Here is a 14,015-nt window from a genome sequence, read left to right as displayed (position 1 = left end):
AGTTTTTCGTCCCTTTAGCAACTTTCCAATGGGTGAAAGATGCTTGATGTCTTATGGCAAGAGATATTTTGCAACAATATGGATGATATGATGCAAGAAGATTTACAAAACTGGCAAGGTTGCAAAGCCCCAAAACCAGACATTCTTGATGGCAACCATATAAGACTTGAAGCCTATCAGCCAAAAATGGCAGCAGAACTCTGGGATGCGTTTGGCGGCACAGCGTTCAACAAGCTGGCCTATTATTTCCCAAATCCAAATTTTGAAAACGCTGCTGAATTTGGCGCTTGGTTGGATGGCAATCAAAGTAGCTATCACACAATGGTGTTTCGTGATCCATCAACGCAAAAATTGCTCGGCATGGCATCATATATGCGCATGGACCCTGCCAATGGCGTAGTGGAAGTCGGGGCGGTTTGCCACGCCCCTACCCTTCAGCGCTCCATTGCAGCAACAGAAGTGCATTACCTTATGGCAAAACATGTATTTGATGCGCTTGGTTATCGTCGCTACGAATGGAAACTTCACAATGAAAACGAACCATCGCACCGCGCGGCCAAAAGGTTTGGCTTCAAATTTGAAGGCATATTTCGCAATCACATTGTCTCTAAAGGCAAAAACCGTGATACCGCTTGGTATGCAATGACCAATCAGGACTGGCCTATTATCAAAGCCGCTTTTAAAGCATGGCTAGAGCCGTCAAACTTTGATAGTCAGGGCAATCAAAAAGCATCACTTGAAGAAATTCGAAATGCACTGACATAAAGAGCAGCTCGTTTACGGCTGTAACGGCCATATCAATAATAAAGGGCAAGCACCTTGAACACGCCAGATAAAAATCAGAACTACGACCGCAAAACGATTATTACCGCTGCCGGTATTTTCATCGGGTTTTGTGCGGTGACATATTTTCTACCAACCATCATGACTGCGGTTGGAACGAGCAATCAATATTTGACAGGCGCAATAATCGCCGCTTTCTTGGTTCTGCCCTTTGTTGGCCTATGGCTGCGTGGCCGCAACAAATCGAAACACAAAGACTAAATCGCCATTGTTCCCGCGAGCAACAAACTACCCAAGACGATCAGCAAAAGAGCGCCAAAAACCTCTATGCCCAAATGCAAACGGCTGTTCATCAAGGCCGAATTGGACATAGCCAAAGCCGCGTTTTTTGCCGTTACCGATAAGATCGCCAGCGCTGATACGGTTATCGCTGTGCCAAGCGCCATCGCGAAAACGGAAACAATGCCGCCCAAATAAAGACCGTTGAGCAAGGCAAAGCTAAACACAATAACCGCCCCCGAACAGGGCCTTATGCCAACGGCAAAAATAGCGGCTCCCGCCGAGCGCCAATCGAGCGGACGGTCCAGTTGATCTGGGCTAGGCATATGCGCATGGCCGCAGCTTGAACAGACTTCAGCTTCGCCGTGGTGATGATGCGCATCGTGATTATGGTGGTGGTGGTCGTCGTGACTGTGATCATGGGCGTGGGAATGATCGTGATTATGGGCGTGGGCGTGATCATGCGCATCATGTTTATGCGCATGCGTGTCATGCTTACGGGGATAAAACCCCTTTATTTTGCGCCACAAAAGCCAAATGCCGAACATTATAATTAGAATATAACTGGCAATTTCCAACCATTTTGAAGCATCGGTCATCGAAACCGATGTTCCGCGCAACAGCAAAAAGCCCGCCCCAACCAACACAATCGCTGAAAACGCTTGAAGAATAGATGATGCAAGCGCCAGCACAATGCCGCGTCGCAAAGCTGTTTCATTCGCAACCATATAAGAGGAGATCACAACCTTGCCGTGCCCTGGGCCAGCGGCATGCAACACACCATAAAGAAACGAAAGACCAACCAGCAGCCAAACCGCTGAGCCATCTTCACGCATCGCTTTTAAAGCATTTGTCATTGAGCGATAAAACGCGCGCTGTTCGGTTCCAATCCATGTAAAAAAAGACCCAAAAAGACCGCCGCTCGGCGTAATCGGTTGTTCAGCACCGCCAATACCAAGCGAAGACTGCGCATAAACGCTGCTACAAGCACCAATTAAAAGCACAGCCGCGACAATGAAACGGCGCTTCATGAGCATGAGACTTCCATGCGGGTCGCAAGAATTTTGCTCATATCATTCTCGGTCGTTGTATCATAAAATGCTTCGGTCAGATTTTGCTCATTTTGTGCGAGCGCTTCATCAGGATCTGGCACGACCATTTTGCGAGAGCAGCTTTTTGGCGCATCGATTAAAACCATGTCATCTTCGCTGTAAAATTCGATTGCGGTATAAAAAGTCGGGTCAAAAACACCAATTTTAGGCGCATCTTTAAGAGCCACTTCTTCAGCGGGAACAGTCGCAAACAAAATCAACAACTGCCCATCTTCAATAGAGATCGCCATCTCTGTTACTTTCTTAAAGCCGACATCTCGGCCATTCACATCAATATTTTGAAAGTAATTAAAATCAGCGATTGAGGAAGAAACCGTATTGGCAACCTCATCCAGCTCTTTATCGTTCAAATCACCGCTTTCATCCATGTCGAATTCGATCATGACAGTTGCAGTGAACAATTCGTCAAACCGCCAAACATGGCGCAGTTCTTCTATCGTGCCCTGCGGTGTCGATTTGAGCTCCAGCCGCGCTTGAGCAAACACATGCGGATGTGCAATTGCAACGGCAGGTAGGATTGCAGCAAACGCTGCGCCGGAAAATAATGTAGTAATTTTTTTGAACATATTTTGGGTCTGTTTTCTGAAATTGTTTTACAACAGCCAAAATCGGCTCTTTTATGGCAAGTCTGTTCTTAATTAAGAACGAATAGTCGCATCGTACTTTTTAAACCAATCTGCCAGAAAATCGACAAGAGCACGAATTTTTGCCGGCAAATAGCGACGATGCGGAAATACCGCATAAATACCACTTTCGATTTTCAGATAATCTTCCAAAACAGGAACCAGCAAGCCCTGCTCGACCTCATCGCGCACCACAAATTCTGGACACATGGCAAATCCAAGACCTGCTAAAGCGGCTGACTTCGTTGCCAATGGAGAATTAACAAACATCGCGCTTTTTACCTGCAAGGGCTTGGAATTACCCTCACCGTCGTGAAACGGAATGACATCGCGTCGCCGTGCATTGGTATCAACCACCCAGGGCAAATTCACAGCATCTTCAGGCAGTTTCGGCATGCCGTATTTTTTTATTGTTGCAGGCGAAGCGTAAGCTGCAACCCTAAATGCGGAAACCCGCTTTGCAATCAACGATGAATCATCGAGCGTCGACATTCGAATGGCTAAATCAAAGCCTTCTTCAACAAGGTCAACGAAACGGTCATCCAGTTCAATATCAAGCTGAACTTCGGGATTTTGCTTGCAAAAATCTATCAAACTTTGGCCAAGCGACGTATCGGCAAATGTGCGCGGGGCCGAAAGACGAACCTTACCGCTAAGTCCAGCGCGCGCCTCGCGCATCATATCTTGCAGTTCATCGAACTCACGAAGCAAGGCAACAGCACGTGCATAATATGTGTGACCAGCCTCGGTCAGCGAAAATTGTCGTGTCGTGCGATTAAGCAGAAGTGAGCTAACCTCATCCTCCAATTCCCGCACATATTTGGACAATAACGCTTTTGATCTGCCCATTGCTCGGGCCGCAGAAGAATAGCCCTCATGATCAACAACGGCCACAAAGGCACGCATCCGCGTTAGTGTATCCATCGACAAAACACCCTGTTTAAGGCCCGTATGTAGTTATCTAAGTTCAATATTCCAGAGACGATATTGTATAAAATTCATTCGTTACATAACACAGCGCATTTCAAGCAATCATAAACTGCCTAGATTCTACTGAAACGCTTTAGAAGCTTGCCCATGATCTGCACGCAGTTTGGCCAAATCAACACCGACGGGATTAGCATCCTCAACAGTCCATTTTCCGGCAACCATAACACGGTCTGCGGTATGAGCGCCGCACAAAACTAACGCTGCAAGTGGGTCATGCGCACCAGAAAAACGCAAATCATCAAGTGTGAACATCGCAATATCGGCTTGCTTGCCCACATTCAAAGTACCCAGATCTTGGCGCCCAAGACATTGAGCGGAGCCTTGAGTGGCCCAGCGAAAAGCATCCATATGGCTGATTGTCGCGTCATACGTTAAGCGGTTAATCATCAAAGCGTGGCGCACACCCTCCATCAGATTTGAAGAATCGCTGGAGGCAGATCCATCAACACCAAGCCCAACTTTTACACCGGCGGTTTCCAATTCGCGGGTTCGGCAATGCCCCGATGCGAGAACCATATTGGATGTTGGGCAATGCGAAACACCTGTACCAGCTTTTCCAAGGCGCTTGATTTCATCATCGTTGAAATAAATGCCATGCGCGAGCCATGTTTTATCGGTGAGCCAACCTGTCTCTTCCAGATAATCAAGCGGCCTGCACCCCATCGTCTCCAAGCAAAAACTGTTCTCGTCTTCCGTTTCAGCCAAATGCGTGTGCAGCGCACATCCGCATTTCTTAGCAAGCACAGCCGTATCTTTCATCAATTGCTTTGTTACAGAAAACGGCGAGCACGGAGCAAGCGCGACCTGCAACATCGCCCCTTCATCGGAACAATGATATTTCGATATTACGCGTTCGCAATCGGCAAGAATTGTATCGGCGTCCTGAACAATATTATCAGGCGGCAATCCCCCATCTTTAACAGACATGTTCATGGAGCCACGGTTTAAAACCATACGCACGCCTAATTTGCGCGCGACTTCAGCCTGAATATCCATCGCATCGTCAAGGCCGTCGGGATAAACATAATGATGATCAGATGCACATGTGACGCCGCTCATCATCAGTTCCACGAGCGCTGCCTGTGTTGCCAATTCCAACGCATTAGGTGTTAGCCGCGTCCAAAGCGGATAAAGCGATTGAAGCCAAGGGAAAAGCTCTTTGTTGATAGCATCTGGATGTGCACGCGTTAGCGTTTGGTAGAAATGGTGGTGCGTGTTGATCAAACCTGGAATCACCACATGGCGAGAAGCATCAAAAACATCATACTCACCTTGAGGTGATTGCCCCGAAGCAATATGCGCGATGATTTTGCCACCAGCGACAAGCAATCCGCCACGCGCATCAATACCTTCTGGCACAAGTATCGCGAGCGGGTTTTTAATCCATAAAAGTCGATCAGACATCAAATTTCCCCTCATTTGAACAAGCGCTGATGACAGCTAACATTCTGGCAACCAACCCAATACTAGAGCTACAGCTTATTATTTCAGTGGTTTTGCGTTTCCTGATGCATCGAATGATAGAGCTGTTTCGGGCAAGTGATTTTCCAACAAATAAAATTCATCCATGTCTTCAATCGGCGTCGTTTTATAATAAGCAAGCACAGCCTGTGAAAAAACCAGAAGATTTGGAGCATTAATTGGGCGGTGTTCCCAGTCGTGATATACCGTAAGCAGCTGTCCTTTATTGCCAGTGTGAATACCAGCAGCGTCAACAACTATGTAGTCACCGCCGCCATTTTGAAATAGCGGTAACCATGCGGGATGCCACCAATTCTCCAATTCAAAGTCATAGCCGATCATGCTATCAAGATCGACTTTGGTTAAAAGCGCAGATTCCAAAGGCTGGAACTGCATATTCTCAACAAAGACACTAAATTTTTCAAGGTCTTGCCCGTCATGCCATTTATATAACATTCTGACTTGTGACGGTAAGCTCGTTTCATATTTGTGTTCTAACGCAACAATATCTTCCTCGGTCAGCGGTGGACGTAAAGTTGCCACTAAGTCTGGACGTTTTTTCTGCAATTGAACTTCTAGCGCAGCCAATAAGTCAGGCAGCGCTGGTTCAGCACTCGCCGAGGTGGTAAATAGTGCGGCAAAAAGCGAGACTATCTTTTTCATTATTCCGCCTTATTTAGCTCAGTGCTAGTCATGCTACCATACACCGCCTCAGTTCATCATGTCATTCAAATGACATGACGCAGGTTTAAAAAACAACAGCAAATTAAATTGTAAAAAGCAAAGCACCTCAGGCAATCGGTATTATGCGCCTATTTATTAGCGCGATTATTATAATATCAGCAACAATTGCATTTATTCATTCGCCGACTTAAAACATTTTTATGGCTAGATACTTTATTGAAACTCCAGACGACGAACATTCAGGAACTGTGCTTGGCGCGCTTCAAAATGCTGCGCGCTTTGCCCGCACGCATACAGCACGGCACCTGTTAGAAACAGGGCTTTATGCCGGCCAAGAAACCATCATTTCATTATTAGCCGAACATGAAACTCTCACGCCTAGCCAGATTGCCAAATATATTGGGGTACGCCCTCCAACGATCACAAAATCTATTGGCCGGCTAACAGAACAGGGATTTGTGACGAAATCCACAGGCCACACAGATGGGCGACATGTGCACGTTGAGTTGACCGAGGCAGGCCGCGATATCCTTAAAAAAGTTCGCAAAGCTGCCAAGAAAGCTGAAAAACAAGCTCTAAAGGGTTTCTCAGATTCACAGATAAAACAGTTCGAAATTGCCCTTAATCAATTATCGACTAATTTGGTCGAGCGCGATGAAAAAGCGCTGAAAAAAGCAGCCAAACGCGCTTCAAGCGACAGCTAATCCCTCTTTCGCATTTAAAGGCTTTTTAAAACACCTAAAATGTAATAAAACATTTTAAAATTTTGAATAGTATCTGTTCTGGGGAATAAAGCGTGGCACAAAAGGTCAAACTATCAACGATTGGCGAAAGCCTTGGTGTTTCAACGGCGACAGTGTCTCTGGCTTTACGCGATAGCCCGCTCGTTGCAGAAGCCACGCGCGAAAAGGTCAAAGCCCACGCGCTCGAAATGGGTTACATTTATAACCGACGTGCTGCCAGCTTGCGCACATCAAAATCAGGCATTCTAGGCGTCGTCGTGCATGACATTATGAACCCGTTTTATGGCGAAATCTTACGCGCCATCGAAATGGAACTGGACCGCTCTCGCCAGACATTTATTCTTTCCAATCATTATGACCGTGTCGAAAAGCAACGTGATTTTCTAGAGACCTTGATGCAGCTGGGTGCCGACGGTGTGATTATGTCACCGGCCATTGATACCCCTGCCAGCGACATGGAGCTGCTGCAGAAAAATGGACTTCCGACAGTGCTCATCGCCCGCTCAGTGCCAGAGGTAGACCTGCCAGTTTTTCGCGGTGACGACAAATTTGGCATCAGCCTTGCGACCAACCATCTGATCTCGCTTGGGCATAAGCGTATTGCGATGATTGGCGGCACAGACAAAACATCAACCGGCCGCGACCGTTATGAAGGCTATGTTGAGGCGATGCACAAAGCAGGACTTGAGGTCAAAGACGCGTGGCGCATTGTCGGTCCGCGCACCAAGGCTGCTGGATTTGAAGCCGCAGGACAATTCCTTGCATTGCCTGACAAACCAACAGCTGCTGTTTGCTGGAATGATCTGGCCGCAATCGGTTTGATGAGCGGTATTGCACGTGCGGGCCTGCGCCCCGGCATTGATATTTCAGTGACTGGCTATGACGATCTTGAAGAAGCATCAATTGCCACACCGGCACTGACAACAGTTCACAATGGGCAACCAGAAGTTGGACGTTTAGCTGCACGCGCAATGCTTGACCGAATTGAAGGCAAACATTCTGCACATGGCGAACTGACTTTGATAAAACCTGAATTGCATATTCGCCAATCAACCAGCAAAGTGGTTGAACGACTCTAGCGCCGAGAAATTTAATGTCTGTACTAAAATCTATCAAACTGCTCGCCGGAAATGGTGGTCATGCTGCAACACGTGCCCGCATCGAGGATATGTTTGATACCCTCATTTCAACGCCCGATGACGTTGCGCAAATGTCCGCTGATGACCGCGCCCAAATCCGCGCGATTGCATCGCTTTTTATTCCCGTTGACGCTGCACTGATTGACCTGCTTCCAAACCTTGAGATCATATCATCGTTTGGTGTTGGCTATGACCACGTTGATGCGCAGCATGCAGCCAAGAAAAATGTTATTGTCACGCACACGCCATCGGTGCTGGACGATGAAGTTGCTGACACGACGGTTGCTCTTTTGCTCAATACAGTGCGCGATTTGTTTCATGCTGAAACTTATTTGCGCGAAAACCGCTGGGAAGCAGAAGGCCCCTACGCTTTATCACCTCTATCAATGCGCAACCGCACAATTGGTATATTCGGGCTCGGACGCATCGGCCAAACCATCGCGAAAAGACTTTCAGGTTTTGATGTCGCGATCCATTATCATAGCCGCAAGCCCGTTGATGGTGTTGATTTCACATATCACAGCACATTGGCCCAGATGGCTGAAGCCGTAGATACGCTCATTTGTGTGGTTCCGGGCACGGCTGCCACCCATCATGCAATTAATGCAGATATCTTGAAGCTGCTTGGACCGCGCGGCGTGCTGATTAATGTTGGCCGCGGACCTGTGATTGACGAGCCTGCGCTCATTACCGCATTGCAAGACGGAACAATTGCTGCAGCCGGACTTGATGTATTCGAACATGAACCAAAAGTGCCGCAAGCGCTGCGCACCATGAAGAATGTCAGCCTTTTGCCGCATGTTGCTTCTGCTTCGCACGACACACGCAACGCAATGGGTGCGCTGGTGATTGATAATCTGGAAAGCTGGTTCAACAAAGGCCAAGCCATAACCCCGACACCAGAAACAGCGCATTTAAACAGCAAGACTAAATGACGTAAAACATCCGGCTAACGCACAAAGTTAATCAATCGTTAACCATAAAAGTCTCATAAACCCATAATGGAATATGAAGGGCTATCGGGCATGCGTTTTTCGGCTGTAACTATTATTAATTGCGTCACCGTAACGGGTGTCGCTTCCATGATGCTGGTGGGCGCCTACCAAAACAAAGATTACGTACCCGGTTCAGACGGTATCGACACAATATCGACAGCAAGCGTACAAGCCCATGTCGATACAAGACCCAAAGCGCTGGCTGACCGTTTTACCGTACGCAACCATGCCGATGGACGCTCATGTATCGTAAAATTGCACCGCGCCGATGGATATAATGTCCACCGTGTTGAGCCGAGTGAAAATTGCGGCGCAGTAACCGCTTCTCTAGCAACAGCCCGTGCATGGAGAGAAGGCAATGATGGTTTGGTCGCCATTACAGATCGCAGCGGTAAAAACCTAATGAAACTGGTCCCAAGCGACGGTTTTGCATGGGAAGTTATCGAGCCTAGAAATATTGCAATCTCACTGGAGGCTTTCTAACGAAAGCACTTAACTTTTAGCGGCGATGCGCTAGAGTTAAAATATGATCCTTAATATTGAAGCTTACCTTCACTACCATTTCGAACATCCCTCTGATCTCATTTTACAGATCGAAGCCAGCAAAACAAAAGACCAGAAGATATTGGCCGCAAATATTGCGTTCTCAAAAATCGAGAACTTTGTGCGTGCGCCAACAGAAGCTGGAATTGGTGACCGTTTGCTTTTGCAGACAACCGGCCACTTTAATTGCCGGTACACATCTAAAATTGAGGTAAAGCGGGAGGCAACGGATATTGCCGCTCTGCCAGCAACGCCTATTCATCTCCTACCGGGCGAAGCAATTCGCTATTTAATGCCATCACGTTATTGCCCGTCCGATGAGTTTCAAGCCTTCGTCGCATCCGATTTTGGACACCTTGAAGGTGGTGCGAGAATCGCTGAACTAAGCGATTGGATTTACAGCCGCTTTTCCTATGTAGCAGGCTCCAGCAATGCGCAGACTACAGCGCTAGACACTTTTGTGCAGCGGAAAGGCATATGCCGTGATTTTGCACATTTATTGGTAACGCTTGCCCGCGCTTCTGCTATTCCGGCCCGTTTTACAAGCGTCTTTGCACCCTTCGTGAGCCCGCCGGACTTCCACGCTGTTGCGGAAGTCTTTTTGGACGGGGCATGGCATCTGGTGGACCCAACTAAAATGGCCCGCCAAGAAGAGATCGCCGTAATCGGCGTTGGCATGGATGCCGCGGAAGTCGCCTTCATGACAAGTTATGGATTTGCCGATTTCCGCGAACAATCTGTTTCGGTCAGTGTTGAAGCTTGAGCGCTTTATTTAGCCTTAGCTGATGCATAAGCGCGAACAGCATCGCCAAATGCTTCAAATAATTTGCGCGAAGTGTCATCTGTCTTTGCCCAATATTCAGGGTGCCACTGAACACCAACGGCATAGCCTTTCGCGTCAATAACGGACACGGCTTCAACCGTTCCATCTTCTGCCGACGCTTCAACCTGTAATCGTGGTGCAATATTATCAATTGCTTGACGATGCAGCGAGTTAACCCGCGCCTCACCGCCGATGATCTTATTAATACAGCCATCAGCCTTTGTTTTCACACTATGGGTTAGCGCGAAGCGTTCCGCTTGATCAGATGATGTAGGCGCACGGTGGTCCATAACGCCTTCGGCTTCCTGAATTTCAGTGGCTAATGTTCCGCCAAGAGCAACATTGAGCTCTTGGATTCCGCGGCAAATCGCAAAAAGCGGCACACCCTTATCAATCGCTGCCCGAATCAACGGCAAGGATGTTGCATCGCGCCCCTCATCATAAGGCTCATATTTCTCATCAGGCTCAGCGCCAAAATTGGATGGATGTACATTGCTTTTAGAACCGGACAGCATCACGCCATCGACACGCTCCAACAGCGCATCAAAATCAATACCATCGCCAAAAGCGGGCACAAGTAAAGGCAAAACCCCAGAAACATTAAAGGCTGCCTTTACATATTGATCTGGCACACAATGCCAAGAGTAGTTTTCAAATTCACGAATATCGGCAACAACCGCAACAACAGGCTGCATTTTACGCTCCTTAAGATGATCTATATTGTCCTAAACCGATCCGCAGAAAAGCCAAGTCAAATAATGCGAGATGCCAAAGACAAGCCGCTCATATGTACTGGATCACCATTCTACTAAAGTGGACAATTTATTTTACCGGTTTGCCTGCCGCCTACTAGACTCGTGTTTCTAAAACTGTAAGTTACCTATGGGGCATCGGGGAGTCTGACTACTGTTTCCCCGATCAATATTATTATCCACGGGAGGATCTAATGGATCGACGTTCGTTTATTAAAAAAGCCGGAGTAACTGGTGCTGGTGCAGCTGCTGCATCAACTTTGGCAGCACCTGCCATTGCTCAAGAAACACCAAAAGTTACTTGGCGCTGCTCATCTGGCTTTCCAAAATCATTGCCAACAATTTACGGTGCCGCTGAAGTGTTTGCAGCAGCTGTTGCAGAAGCAACAGATGGCAATTTCGAAATTCAAACTTTTGGTGCAGGCGAAATCGTTGGCGCACTTGAAGGTGCAGATGCTGTTAAAAACGGCACAATCGAAATGGCTCACACAGCGTCTTACTACTTCACAGGTATCGACCCAACATATGCATTTGGTACAGGCGTTCCATTCGGCCTCAACCAGCGCATGACCAATGCTTGGATGTATGAAGGTGGCGGCCTTGAGCTCCTCAACAAGTTCTATGCAAAACAGAACATGATCTCATTCCCTGCTGGTAACACTGGCGCGCAGATGGGTGGTTGGTTCCGTAAAGAAATCAACTCACTTGAAGACATGAAGGGCTTGAAATTCCGCATCGGTGGTTTCGGTGGCCGTATCATGGAAAAAATCGGCGTTGTTCCACAAGGCTTGCCAGGTGGTGACATCTACCCAGCACTTGAAAAAGGCACAATCGACGCGGCTGAATTTGTTGGTCCATATGATGACCAGAAGCTTGGCTTCAATAAAGTGGCTCCATATTACTACTACCCAGGTTGGTGGGAAGGTGGCGTTACGCTGCTTAACATGATCAACCTCGATGCATGGAACTCTCTAACACCAGCATACCAAGGTATCGTAAAATCTGCATCAGCACTCGCAAACAGCGTGATGATGGCACGTTATGATATTTTGAACCCAACAGCATTGAAAGAACTTGCTGCTGCTGGCACGCAATTGCGTCCATACAGCCAAGACATTATGGAAGCATGCTTTGATGCTGCTACAGAAACATATGCTGAAATCAGCGCAGAAAATGCTGACTTTAAAGAAATCCATGACAGCTACATGGCTTACCGCAAAGAAGGCTACCTCTGGTTCCAGTTGTCAGAATACAACTTCGACACATTCCTCATGCTTCAACAGCGTGCAGGCAAACTCTAAGCTTACGCTTTGAGTTGAACGAATTAAGCCCGGGAGAAATCCCGGGCTTTTTGTTATGTAGAAAGTCAGTTTAATAGGTAGGCTTGCAGATTAGATTCCTGCCGCAGCTTTCGCCAGCGCCGTGATGCCATCCCAGTCACCTGAAGTGATCATGTCTTTTGGCGCAACCCATGAACCGCCAACACAAAGCACATTAGGCAAGCTCAAATAATCATTGGCATTTTTAACCGACACACCGCCTGTTGGGCAAAATTTCACCTGACCAAACACCGTTGAACAGCTTTTAAGATAGGCTGCACCACCGGCTTGTTCCGCTGGGAAAAACTTCAAATGTGTGTAACCTGCTTCTAAAGCACTCATAATTTCTGATGAGGTTACAGAGCCCGGCAAGAGCGGCACATCATGGCCATTAGCAGCAGACACAAGCTCTGGCGTAAGCCCCGGCGACACAATAAACTTCGAGCCAGCAGCAACAGCTTCGTCAAAATTTCGGCCATTGAGAATAGTGCCTGCGCCAACAATAGCTTCTGGCACTTCGGCGGCAACGCGCTTGATGCTTTCTAGCGCTGCAGCTGTGCGCAGGGTAATTTCTACTGCAGGCAAGCCGCCAGCAGCTAAAGCGCGCGCCAAAGGCACCGCATCATCGGCATTATCCAAAACAATAACCGGAATAACCTTCTGGCCAGTCATAACGGGGATCAGTGCATCGACATTTTGTGCCATTTGTATTTCCAAATCTAAGATACGTTAAAACTGCCTTTTGGTAAGCCACTTTATCGCATGATGTCCAGCGCTCCGAGAAAATATATTAATCGATTTAAACTAATGCATGAACCGAATGATGTTCATGAGCATCTGTAAAAGGCTGGGAAAACGCCCGAACCTTGGCAAAGCCTTCTCCAATGCAGCGCGGCTTTTCGCGCCATACACACCATCAACAATAAGCTTTTGCTGCATCTGGAACTGCCGCAACGCGCGGTCCGTTTCCACGCCAAAGACACCGTCACTTTGAACAGCATAGCCAGCTGCCGTCAGCATTTGCTGGAGTGAGCGCACCGCCTCAACATCATTTTCAAGCGAATAAGCCCGCAAATGAGATTTCTCACCGCCAAGCTTGAGCAGCTTTGAAACCGAACGTTTAAGCGTGCCATTGGAATGACGGGCATAAGCAGCAGCAAGACGCGTGTCATAGCTGTTTATCTTATAAGCAGGGCCATTATAGCGACGCGCAAAACCTGCCCAATCGCTTTTCTCAATATAGGTCACCAAATCATTTTGGCGGATAAAACGCATCATGAGCCGCACTTGCCCCGCAATCGACTCACGCGCTTCCTGAACCATAGCGTCGACTGAAGCATAACCAAGCGCTTTATAGTGCGAGCCCATAACCTGCCCAATGCCCCAAGAAACGGATTGCAGGGCCGCAGCCTTATCAATGCCCATCGCCTTTTCTAGCAAGCGCCAACGATCAACTTGTGAGCCTGGATTCTTGATCAACCCTGCTTTTGGCGACGAAAGACCCGCTTTGCGTGCTTTTTCGCGGTCCGCCGCACTCAACAAGCGGTCAAAATAATGCCCTTCGAAGCGAATAAGCGGCTCTTTTTTACCGCCTATATAAGCAAAGGCGCGGCCACCACTTTCCACTTCGGCAATCGCCAACAACGCGGCTGGGTCAATGCCTTCTTCGTGCGCCACTTTTTCTATCTCACCTATTGTCTCTTTGGAAAACATCGCATCTTGTCCATATGAAAAAGAGCCATTTTGCAATGATCAAACAGATGGTGGAT

The 14,015-nt window shown here is 47.8% G+C and carries 16 protein-coding genes and 1 pseudogene; 8 read left to right on the top strand and 9 right to left on the bottom strand.

Annotation, left to right across the window (positions count from 1 at the left end; translation table 11 throughout):
• Positions 1-39 precede the first annotated feature (39 nt).
• Both C504_RS0109505 and C504_RS0109500 read left to right on the top strand, forming a co-directional pair.
• Positions 40-765 carry a GNAT family N-acetyltransferase gene (locus C504_RS0109505; RefSeq protein ID WP_018689098.1) on the top strand — a complete coding sequence of 242 codons (726 nt, stop codon included), beginning with the start codon at positions 40-42 and terminating at the stop codon, positions 763-765.
• A gap of 54 nt (positions 766-819) precedes the next feature.
• On the top strand, positions 820-1,044 hold the full coding sequence (locus tag C504_RS0109500) for a hypothetical protein (RefSeq protein WP_018689097.1): 225 nt from the start codon (positions 820-822) through the stop codon (positions 1,042-1,044).
• Here the strand turns inward: C504_RS0109500 and C504_RS0109495 are convergent.
• The 5 genes from C504_RS0109495 to C504_RS0109475 form a co-directional block, all read right to left on the bottom strand.
• On the bottom strand, positions 1,041-2,099 hold the full coding sequence (locus C504_RS0109495; RefSeq protein ID WP_018689096.1) for a nickel/cobalt transporter: 1,059 nt from the start codon (positions 2,097-2,099) through the stop codon (positions 1,041-1,043). The genes C504_RS0109500 and C504_RS0109495 overlap by 4 nt on opposite strands.
• Positions 2,090-2,740 (bottom strand): DUF1007 family protein, encoded by a 651-nt coding sequence (locus tag C504_RS0109490; RefSeq protein WP_018689095.1) that lies wholly within the window; start codon positions 2,738-2,740, stop codon positions 2,090-2,092. Before C504_RS0109490 ends, C504_RS0109495 begins: the two co-directional genes overlap by 10 nt.
• Positions 2,741-2,812: 72 nt before the next feature.
• Positions 2,813-3,721, bottom strand: a complete 909-nt coding sequence (locus C504_RS0109485) for a LysR family transcriptional regulator (RefSeq protein ID WP_018689094.1) — start codon at positions 3,719-3,721, stop codon at positions 2,813-2,815.
• Between the two features lie 126 nt (positions 3,722-3,847).
• On the bottom strand, positions 3,848-5,191 hold the full coding sequence (locus C504_RS0109480) for an 8-oxoguanine deaminase (RefSeq protein WP_018689093.1): 1,344 nt from the start codon (positions 5,189-5,191) through the stop codon (positions 3,848-3,850).
• Positions 5,192-5,269: 78 nt separating this feature from the next.
• Positions 5,270-5,911 carry an SMI1/KNR4 family protein gene (locus tag C504_RS0109475; protein WP_018689092.1) on the bottom strand — a complete coding sequence of 214 codons (642 nt, stop codon included), beginning with the start codon at positions 5,909-5,911 and terminating at the stop codon, positions 5,270-5,272.
• Positions 5,912-6,132: 221 nt separating this feature from the next.
• Between C504_RS0109475 and C504_RS17555 the strand changes: the two genes are divergently transcribed.
• From C504_RS17555 to C504_RS0109450, 5 genes are all read left to right on the top strand, one after another.
• Positions 6,133-6,636 (top strand): MarR family winged helix-turn-helix transcriptional regulator, encoded by a 504-nt coding sequence (locus C504_RS17555; RefSeq protein WP_018689091.1) that lies wholly within the window; start codon positions 6,133-6,135, stop codon positions 6,634-6,636.
• A 92-nt stretch (positions 6,637-6,728) separates the two neighbouring features.
• Positions 6,729-7,754, top strand: coding sequence for a LacI family DNA-binding transcriptional regulator (locus C504_RS0109465; RefSeq protein ID WP_018689090.1), 1,026 nt, complete (start codon positions 6,729-6,731; stop codon positions 7,752-7,754).
• Between the two features lie 14 nt (positions 7,755-7,768).
• Entirely contained in the window at positions 7,769-8,749 is a 981-nt protein-coding gene (locus tag C504_RS0109460) for a 2-hydroxyacid dehydrogenase (RefSeq protein WP_018689089.1), read from the top strand.
• Between the two features lie 90 nt (positions 8,750-8,839).
• On the top strand, positions 8,840-9,292 hold the full coding sequence (locus C504_RS0109455; protein WP_018689088.1) for an AprI/Inh family metalloprotease inhibitor: 453 nt from the start codon (positions 8,840-8,842) through the stop codon (positions 9,290-9,292).
• Between the two features lie 43 nt (positions 9,293-9,335).
• On the top strand, positions 9,336-10,115 hold the full coding sequence (locus tag C504_RS0109450; protein ID WP_018689087.1) for a transglutaminase-like domain-containing protein: 780 nt from the start codon (positions 9,336-9,338) through the stop codon (positions 10,113-10,115).
• A gap of 5 nt (positions 10,116-10,120) precedes the next feature.
• On the opposite strand, the gene C504_RS0109445 is transcribed toward C504_RS0109450, so the two are convergent.
• The gene (locus C504_RS0109445) at positions 10,121-10,870 is read right to left on the bottom strand and encodes a gamma-glutamyl-gamma-aminobutyrate hydrolase family protein (protein ID WP_018689086.1); all 750 of its coding nucleotides are present in this window, start codon (positions 10,868-10,870) and stop codon (positions 10,121-10,123) included.
• Between the two features lie 251 nt (positions 10,871-11,121).
• Here C504_RS0109445 and C504_RS0109440 point away from each other — a divergent pair, with 251 nt between their 5' ends.
• Positions 11,122-12,228, top strand: coding sequence for a TRAP transporter substrate-binding protein (locus tag C504_RS0109440; RefSeq protein WP_018689085.1), 1,107 nt, complete (start codon positions 11,122-11,124; stop codon positions 12,226-12,228).
• 90 nt (positions 12,229-12,318) lie between these two features.
• Here C504_RS0109440 and C504_RS0109435 read toward each other — a convergent pair whose 3' ends face one another.
• The 3 genes and pseudogenes from C504_RS0109435 to C504_RS19040 form a co-directional block, all read right to left on the bottom strand.
• Positions 12,319-12,951 carry a 2-dehydro-3-deoxy-phosphogluconate aldolase gene (locus tag C504_RS0109435; RefSeq protein ID WP_018689084.1) on the bottom strand — a complete coding sequence of 211 codons (633 nt, stop codon included), beginning with the start codon at positions 12,949-12,951 and terminating at the stop codon, positions 12,319-12,321.
• Positions 12,952-13,050: 99 nt separating this feature from the next.
• Positions 13,051-13,284, bottom strand: a complete 234-nt coding sequence (locus C504_RS19045; RefSeq protein ID WP_342662736.1) for a peptidoglycan-binding domain-containing protein — start codon at positions 13,282-13,284, stop codon at positions 13,051-13,053.
• Between the two features lie 75 nt (positions 13,285-13,359).
• Positions 13,360-13,959 (bottom strand): annotated as a pseudogene (locus C504_RS19040) (N-acetylmuramidase family protein); the annotation flags it as partial.
• Positions 13,960-14,015 lie beyond the last annotated feature (56 nt).

Source organism: Ahrensia kielensis DSM 5890, assembly GCF_000374465.1.
Lineage (GTDB): Bacteria > Pseudomonadota > Alphaproteobacteria > Rhizobiales > Rhizobiaceae > Ahrensia > Ahrensia kielensis.
The sequence above is the reverse complement of the archived record's forward strand: the minus strand, read 5'-3'. Positions and strand labels throughout refer to the sequence as shown.

Bases quoted from the DNA above. Each gene is read 5' to 3' on its own strand.
- C504_RS0109455 (WP_018689088.1), top strand. From the start codon at position 8,840: ATGCGTTTTTCGGCTGTAACTATTATTAATTGCGTCACCGTAACGGGT.
- C504_RS0109460 (WP_018689089.1), top strand. From the start codon at position 7,769: ATGTCTGTACTAAAATCTATCAAACTGCTCGCCGGAAATGGTGGTCAT.
- C504_RS0109475 (WP_018689092.1), bottom strand. From the start codon at position 5,911: ATGAAAAAGATAGTCTCGCTTTTTGCCGCACTATTTACCACCTCGGCG.
- C504_RS0109485 (WP_018689094.1), bottom strand. From the start codon at position 3,721: ATGGATACACTAACGCGGATGCGTGCCTTTGTGGCCGTTGTTGATCAT.
- C504_RS0109490 (WP_018689095.1), bottom strand. From the start codon at position 2,740: ATGTTCAAAAAAATTACTACATTATTTTCCGGCGCAGCGTTTGCTGCA.
- C504_RS17555 (WP_018689091.1), top strand. From the start codon at position 6,133: ATGGCTAGATACTTTATTGAAACTCCAGACGACGAACATTCAGGAACT.
- C504_RS0109440 (WP_018689085.1), top strand. From the start codon at position 11,122: ATGGATCGACGTTCGTTTATTAAAAAAGCCGGAGTAACTGGTGCTGGT.
- C504_RS0109450 (WP_018689087.1), top strand. From the start codon at position 9,336: ATGATCCTTAATATTGAAGCTTACCTTCACTACCATTTCGAACATCCC.
- C504_RS0109445 (WP_018689086.1), bottom strand. From the start codon at position 10,870: ATGCAGCCTGTTGTTGCGGTTGTTGCCGATATTCGTGAATTTGAAAAC.
- C504_RS0109435 (WP_018689084.1), bottom strand. From the start codon at position 12,951: ATGGCACAAAATGTCGATGCACTGATCCCCGTTATGACTGGCCAGAAG.
- C504_RS0109480 (WP_018689093.1), bottom strand. From the start codon at position 5,191: ATGTCTGATCGACTTTTATGGATTAAAAACCCGCTCGCGATACTTGTG.
- C504_RS0109505 (WP_018689098.1), top strand. From the start codon at position 40: ATGCTTGATGTCTTATGGCAAGAGATATTTTGCAACAATATGGATGAT.
- C504_RS0109495 (WP_018689096.1), bottom strand. From the start codon at position 2,099: ATGCTCATGAAGCGCCGTTTCATTGTCGCGGCTGTGCTTTTAATTGGT.